The following is a 5769-nucleotide window of genomic DNA, read 5'->3' as shown; positions in this document are numbered from 1 at the left end:
TTTAGAAAAAAATCATATCATATATCATAAATTTATTTAATAGCTGAATAGTTACCATTGAAAAAGTGGGATTATAATGATAATATAATAATTGGAAACGGTTCTAATTATTATAAATTAAAAATTTATAAATTATATTTAAATAATTAGAAGGGAATATTACATGAAAAAAAATATATTTTATACAAAGAGTAAAAAAGAGAATTATAAAAAGAATATTGGATTTCTAAAAAATTTAAGTGTGAAAGTTAAATTGAAATCATCATATATAATATTAGCCTTATTAATATTCTTAATAGCGTTGATTTCTCTTAAAAGTATAGATACAGTAAGCAAAAATTCTAATAAGATCTATAATATAAATTTTAAATCTATACAAACTATAGATAGTATAAATTCAAATGTAAAAGAACTTGATTCATATTTTATGAATATATTTATGAGTTCTAATGTTAATGACAGTTATAAATATTCAAACAAAATAAAGATACTATTACAACAAATCAATGCATTTCTAGATAACTATGAGACTATTAGTACAACAGAAATTGAGACAAATAAATTTATTCAATTAAAGGAGTATATAGATAGTTTAGAAAAATGCTCTTTAGATATTCTTCAATTAATAGATTCTGGCAATTTAGATGAAGCAAATGAAATATATAATAAAGATATGCTTAGAATAAAAAACAGTACCTATGATTTATTAAAAATGCTTACTAATTTATCTGAAAGCAATGCTGAGAAAAGTAATATAGAGAACACGAAAATATTTAGATCAGTTTTAATAAGCACTATAATCATAGCTTTAATAGGTTTAATAATTTCATTTATATTAATATTTTTAATAGGTAGACTTATAATAGAGCCTTTAAAGAAAATAGAAAATTTAGCTGAAAGAATGTCTAAATATGATGTTTCAAAAAACATAGAATTAGATAGTAAAGATGAATTTGGAAGAACGGGAGAGCTGTTAAATAGATCTCAGGAAAACATTAAAGGTCTTATATCATTGATAATTCAAGAATCTTATGAGTTAAGTTCATTAAGTGAAGATTATCAGCTACTGTTCAAGAAGTAAATTCAAAAGTGGATATGATAGATACATCAACAGACGAGATAAGTTCTGTAATGAAGCAAACTAATGAAACTTATAATAAAATAAATGACTCTATTAGTAGTGTTGATAATAATATGGAAAAATTATCATCCAAAGCAGAAGAGGGAAATATTAATGCAAATAAAATTAAAAGTAGAGCGACGATAATAAAAAAGGATAATGAAAAAGCAATAAATAATATATCAGAGATATATTTAAATAAAGAAAATGAAATTTTAAAAGCTATGGAAGATGTTAAAGTTGTAGGTGAAATTAAAAAAATGGCAGATATAATAGATAATATTTCAAAGCAAACTAATCTTTTAGCATTAAATGCCTCTATTGAAGCAGCTAGAGCTGGAGAATCAGGAAAAGGATTTAGTGTAGTTGCAAATGAGGTGAAAAGACTTGCAGAGGAATCATCAAATGCTGTAGGCACTATAAAAAATACAATAAATAAGGTTGAAAGTTCTGTAAAAAATTTATTAGCAAGTAGCAATGATATTCTAAAGTTTATAGGGGAAGATATAAATAAGAACTTAAATGACTATTCTAATATAAGTAGTAAATATATTGATGATGGTGACTTTGTGAGTAATATGTCAAAAGAATTAGCAATTTTATCAAAAGAGGTAGACAAGAATATGGAAGCTGTGGGTAAGTCTATATATAATATTGGAATGGACAGTAATAAATCTTCTAATAGTATTGATGACATTCAAAATAGTTTACATGATACATCACTTTCAATGAAGCAAGTTTTAATGGCAGCAGAAGAACAAGCTACTATAGCATTGAAAATTGATGATCTTATTAAAAATTTTATTGTTTAAATAAAGTGTATGCTTTAGTAGTGTGTTGATATATACAATGCACTTTACTATTATATATTAACATATATTTAAAATAGGGCATAAATATAAAGTAGAAAGAATGTCAAAATAAGAATGGCATTCTTTTTTTATATAATTTTAGAAAACTTAGAAGACTTATGAAATATAGTTTGAAGAAATATTAGTTAGGAATTTATAGTTTAAGTAAAAATTTCTTAGCGGGATTTTAAAATATATATTTTTCCTGAATTATTCATAAAAAAGAACAACTATGCTTTGCATGGCTCGATATCTAGAATTATGTAAATTGAAAATTTCACCAAAAAGTGAAAAAAGTATATAAAAAGAGATTCAAATTTGTTATGGTTAATTTGCAAACAAACGCTTAACAAAGGAGAATCTCATATGGATAGTTTATTAGAAAAGTCACTAAATTTCAATAGAAAAGTTAAAATTAATTTTGAAGGTGGAGATTTGACATCAGATGCTGGTCTTCTTTTATATAAAGAATTTGATGAAAAGATTGGTTTTAGTAAAGTTATAAGGAAAACTTTAAAAGTTAAGGATACAGCTAAATTTAGAGTACATTCTAATTCAGATATTGCTATTCAGAAAGTATATCAAAATTTAGCAGGATATCATACAGATGATAATGCAGATGAATTAACTATCGATCCTGCTTTTAAAGCAGTTCTCGATAAATGTAATTTAGCATCTCAACCCACAACTTTCTAGATTTAACTCTAGGTTAGATATGGATAATGTGAAGCAATTTCAGAATATCAATGAAATATTAATTGATAAGGTTTATTCAGTTGAAATGCCACAGCAAGTGCTGATAGATTTAGATTCAACTAATTGTGCAACTTATGGTAATCAATATGGTTCAAATTATAATTCCCACTATTTCGTGAATGGATTCCATCCATTGGTTGCGTTTTATGGATTAACTGGTGATTTTTTAAAAGCTGAACTTAGAGCTGGAAATGTGTATACTTTAAGACAAGTCACTAGATTTTTAGGACCATTATTAAATAGATATTCTAAAAACTATCCATTATTAAATAGGTTTGTACGTGCTGATAGCGGCTTTGCTACGCCAGGATTATATAAACTTATTGAAGATAACAAAGGATTTTATGCAATAAGATTGAAAGCATACAATACACTTTATAAAAAAGCTGCTCATATAACAACAAAAATGGAATTAGCTTGTAAAGATAATATTTATGAATATAAAGTTATCTATGGTGAAATCAAATAGAATGGAAACTATAAGGCTAAAACTTATCAAAATAGCCGCTAAAATTGTTAATAGTTCAAGATATTTGACATTTAAATTATGTAGTAGTTGTCCATATAAAAATGAATTTTGGGATACACTAGCTAGAATTAACAATATGGCTATTTCACCGTAAGCGATAGCAAAATTGAATAGAACTAAAAATATTAGGCTTTTTAAAGGCTAGTATAAAGTCCTTAGATTAATTATATCTAAAAAAGAGAATTCAAAGTAGAAAAGAACACCGAACATATAAAAATAGAAAAATTTTTATAAAATTCTATTAAAATAAATTCGGTGAATAATTCAGGTTTTTATAAAATATTTAAGATTTTCAATTAAAAATTTTAAATTTTCATATTTACACTGTTAACTAAAAAAGCAAAGTTCAACCATTTTTTAGTTAGATAATATAAGATGTAATGTCAAATTATATTTATAATTAACTTAAATTACTTTAAGGTAAGAAAGAAATGATAAATACAAAAGATATAATAGAAGAGAAATTTATAAATAAAAGAGTTAGAAAATAGTATTGGAGAGAATAAAGTTTTATTTTAATAATAATAGTGTTTGAGAAAATATTGCTTTAATAAAATCTTTTTTATCTATAATATTTAATTGATTTCTTGTTTGGTGAATTATTAATTACTGAAAAATTTATATAAAATTCTTGAAATAAAAGAAAAAATTTAATTAAAAGGGGCTGTCGCACTATGATATGCTCTCCTTATGGTAAACACATAAAATAATAAAATGTCTATCATAAGGAGGAGTATTTTTATGTCAAAAAGAATTTCTAATGAAGTAACAGTTGATAACTGTTAAAAATATTATAAATAATAGAGTTGGCCTTAGAGATGCGGCGCGTAGCCTTGGAATTGCTTATCAGAGTATTCAAAGATGGATTGCTATTTATAAAGGTTTTGGAACAGAAGAATTTAATAAAACAAATGGAAATCATAAATATTCCTCTGAATTAAAGCAACAAGCCGTTACTGAGTATCTCGACGGTAATAGTTCTTTGATGGATATATGTATTAAATATAAAATTCGTTCACATAAACAACTTCAAGATTGGATTATAAAGTATAATAGTCATAATAAACTTAAAGCTTTTGGAACTGGAGGAATACATGTTATGACTAAAGGACGTGCTACTACCTATAAAGAACGTATTGAAATTATAAAGTACTGTATTGAAAATGAAAATAATTATGCTGAAACTGCTGAAAAATATAAAGTATCTTACCAACAAGTCTATTCTTGGATAAAGAAATATCAAACAAAAGGCATAGAAGCTTTACAGGACGGCCGTGGTAAACGTAAAAAAGAAAGTGAAATGTCTGAGTTTGAAAAGTTAAAAGCTAAAAATAAGCTACTTGAAGCTGAAAATCATAGACAACTAATGGAGATAGAATTCCTAAAAAAGCTCGACGAAGTAGAAAGGAGGCGATTTTAAGCCAAGTAAGAAACGAATCAATATACATTGCAATACAAGAGTTACATGATGAAAAAGCATTTCCTATAATAGAATTATGTGAATTTGCTGGTATTGCACGATCTGCATACTATAAATGGTTAAAACGTAACGAAAGTAGCAACGAACAATTCAATCAAGAATTACTGCCGCTAATAAAAAATGCTTATGAGGAAAAACAAGGAATATTAGGATATAGGCAAATGACAATTAAGTTAAATCGTGAGCATGAGTTTCATGTAAATTCGAAAAGAATTTACAGACTTATGTCAATTCTAAATTTAAAATCTGTTTGTCGTAGGAAGAAAAAGAATTACAAGAAAACAACACCACAAGTAACAGCAGAAAATACTCTAAATAGAAATTTTAATTCTGATAAATTCGGTGAGAAATGGCTTACAGATGTAACTGAGATGAAGTACGGAATTGGAGGCAAGGCTTATCTAAGTGCTATACTAGACCTTGCTGACAAAAGTATTGTATCATTTGTAATTGTTCATTCTAATAATAATGCTCTTGTTTTTAAAACATTTGATATAGCTCGTGAGCAACATCCTGATGCAAAGCCTCTGTTTCACAGTGACCGAGGCTTTCAATATACCTCTAAAAATTTTAAGAAAAAGTTAGATGATGCAGATATGGCTCAAAGCATGTCTAGGGTATCACGTTGTATCGATAACGGTCCGATGGAAGCATTCTGGGGCATGTTAAAATCTGAAATGTATTACTTGAGAAAATTCAATTCATATAATGAACTAGAAACTGCAATCACTGATTATATATATTATTACAACAATCAAAGATATCAGAAGCGTCTAAAATGTATGACACCTTTAGAATATCGAGAGTATCTGAGATCTGTAGCATAAAATACCGCCAATTACAAAAGTAATTGGCGATATCAAATATTTTTATTTTTTTCACTGTCTACTTGACAGGGAGCAGTTCAGTTCACTAATGCGACAGCCCCTTATTTGTTATGCATAAATAAAAAAATCACAAAAAAAATAATATAATTTGTAGTAACTATTCAGCTATTAAATAAATTTATGATATATGATATGATTTTTTTCTA

At 26.2% G+C, this 5769-nt stretch carries 4 protein-coding genes and 1 pseudogene; all 5 read left to right on the top strand.

Features of this window, described 5'->3' with window-relative positions:
• The first annotated feature begins 163 nt into the window (after positions 1-163).
• The 5 genes and pseudogenes from RYM86_RS18370 to RYM86_RS18350 all read left to right on the top strand — a co-directional run bounded on the left by RYM86_RS18370 (position 164) and on the right by RYM86_RS18350 (position 5563).
• The gene (locus RYM86_RS18370; RefSeq protein ID WP_315082282.1) at positions 164-1081 is read left to right on the top strand and encodes an MCP four helix bundle domain-containing protein; all 918 of its coding nucleotides are present in this window, start codon (positions 164-166) and stop codon (positions 1079-1081) included.
• Positions 1082-1095: 14 nt separating this feature from the next.
• Positions 1096-1932 (top strand): methyl-accepting chemotaxis protein, encoded by an 837-nt coding sequence (locus RYM86_RS18365; RefSeq protein WP_315082281.1) that lies wholly within the window; start codon positions 1096-1098, stop codon positions 1930-1932.
• A 405-nt stretch (positions 1933-2337) separates the two neighbouring features.
• Positions 2338-3350 (top strand): annotated as a pseudogene (locus tag RYM86_RS18360) (IS1380 family transposase).
• Between the two features lie 678 nt (positions 3351-4028).
• A complete protein-coding gene (locus RYM86_RS18355) occupies positions 4029-4676 on the top strand; it encodes a transposase (RefSeq protein WP_315082279.1) in 648 nt (215 codons plus the stop codon).
• Positions 4634-5563, top strand: coding sequence for an IS3 family transposase (locus tag RYM86_RS18350; RefSeq protein WP_315082283.1), 930 nt, complete (start codon positions 4634-4636; stop codon positions 5561-5563). Before RYM86_RS18355 ends, RYM86_RS18350 begins: the two co-directional genes overlap by 43 nt.
• Positions 5564-5769: the final 206 nt, after the last annotated feature.

The organism is uncultured Clostridium sp. (assembly GCF_963527835.1).
Classification (GTDB): domain Bacteria; phylum Bacillota; class Clostridia; order Clostridiales; family Clostridiaceae; genus Clostridium.
The sequence above is the reverse complement of the archived record's forward strand: the minus strand, read 5'-3'. Positions and strand labels throughout refer to the sequence as shown.

Excerpts from the sequence above, each read along its gene's own strand:
- RYM86_RS18370 (WP_315082282.1), top strand. The coding sequence starts at position 164 with ATGAAAAAAAATATATTTTATACAAAGAGTAAAAAAGAGAATTATAAA.
- RYM86_RS18365 (WP_315082281.1), top strand. The coding sequence starts at position 1,096 with ATGATAGATACATCAACAGACGAGATAAGTTCTGTAATGAAGCAAACT.